Below are 1,379 nucleotides of genomic sequence, written 5' to 3' on the forward strand. Positions count from 1 at the left end.
CGGTGCGCCACGCCCACAGCATCGAAGACGTCCTGCCCGTGTGCCCAGGTTTCCATCAGACGAAGGGGCGCCATCAGGGCCGGGGTCACCTTCGACATGTACCAGGGGAATGCGTGGTCCCATGGCGTGTCGCGCAGTGCCGCCGCCAGTTCCGCTCGACCGGCCCGCCACTCGTCCAGGAGTACCGACCGCGGTTTGGCCGCTCCCGCGGCGGCGGCCTTGTCTGCGTACCCGCTGCCTTCGGCTTCCGCCCGCCTGAGCTCGGCGCCGAACGCGTCCGGAGTGCGTAAGGCGCTGAGTGCGTTCGCGTCCGCCCACGCGAGGTGGGCTATCTGGTGGGCGACTGTCCAGCCCGGTGCCGGTGTCGGTATGGACCAGTCGTCCACTGCCCTGACCAGGACGTCGAGCTCGTCGCCCTCAGCCACCAGCGCGGACAGAACACCGGCGTCATCTACATCGGGGACGGCGAGGTTGTAGTTCAACATGTGCGCCATGGTGCCACTCCTTCCTGACCAACGGCGGAGACGAAGTGTGCGGGCAGACTCCGATGTCGCCGGAGTCTGCCCACTCGGTGGTGGGGCCCGAGGCACCACGGGACCACCGTGCTTCCTCGGCGGCGGCGCGGAGCGTGTCGGGCTGGCTGGTCATGCGAGACGCGTGACGGTTGCGATCTGCCCTCCAGGCACGGCGACGGCCCCGGAATGATCACGTGGTGTGTGCCAGTGTGACAACTCCGAGGCCGTCAGCGGCCCATGCTATCCGTCCAGCCTGACCGATGAGATGTGGGAGGTCATCCGGCCACTCCTTCCCGTGCGTAACCTGCGGAAAGGCGGCGGGGTGCGCAAGTACGGAGACCGATTGGTGCTCGACTCGATCTTCTACGTACTGCGCTCGGGCTGCCAGTGGCGGATGCTCCCGCGCGACCTGATGCCTTGGGACGCGGCGCACCGCTGGTTCACCAAGTGGCGCCGGGACGGCAGCTGGGACCGCATCCACGATGAGCTACGCCGCCAGCTCCGGATCGGGGCCGGACGCGACCCTGAGCCGTCGGCCGCCGTGATCGACGCCCAGTCGATCAAGACCAGCGAGGGCGGCGAGGCGCGTGGATTCGATGCGGGGAAGCGAACGACAGGGCGGAAGAGACACGTGATCGTCGACACGATGGGCCTGCTGCTGGTCGTCGCGGTCACTTCCGCGTCCGTGCAGGACCGCGCGGGAGGCCGCACCGTCCTGGCCCGGCTCGCGGCTGCCTTCCGCACGGTCAGCCTGGTGTGGGCCGACGGCGGATACGCCAACTCCGTTGATTCCACGCTGCTTTCATGGGCCCGCGACGCGTTGGGTATCGTCGTGGAGATCGTGAAGCGGACCGATGATGTCAG

Annotated in this window: 2 protein-coding genes; one reads left to right on the forward strand and one right to left on the reverse strand. The window is 68.4% G+C overall.

Going from position 1 to position 1,379, the window contains the following annotated elements; translation table 11 throughout:
- Positions 1-494, reverse strand: a 494-nt coding sequence (locus ACZ7IB_RS49260; protein WP_470921914.1) for a maleylpyruvate isomerase N-terminal domain-containing protein, incomplete at its 3' end; no start/stop codon positions are given.
- Positions 495-810: 316 nt separating this feature from the next.
- Here ACZ7IB_RS49260 and ACZ7IB_RS49265 point away from each other — a divergent pair.
- Positions 811-1,379: IS5 family transposase (locus ACZ7IB_RS49265; protein ID WP_470921916.1), on the forward strand; the 569-nt coding region annotated here is incomplete at its 3' end.

The organism is Streptomyces sp. NPDC037301, assembly GCF_055602785.1.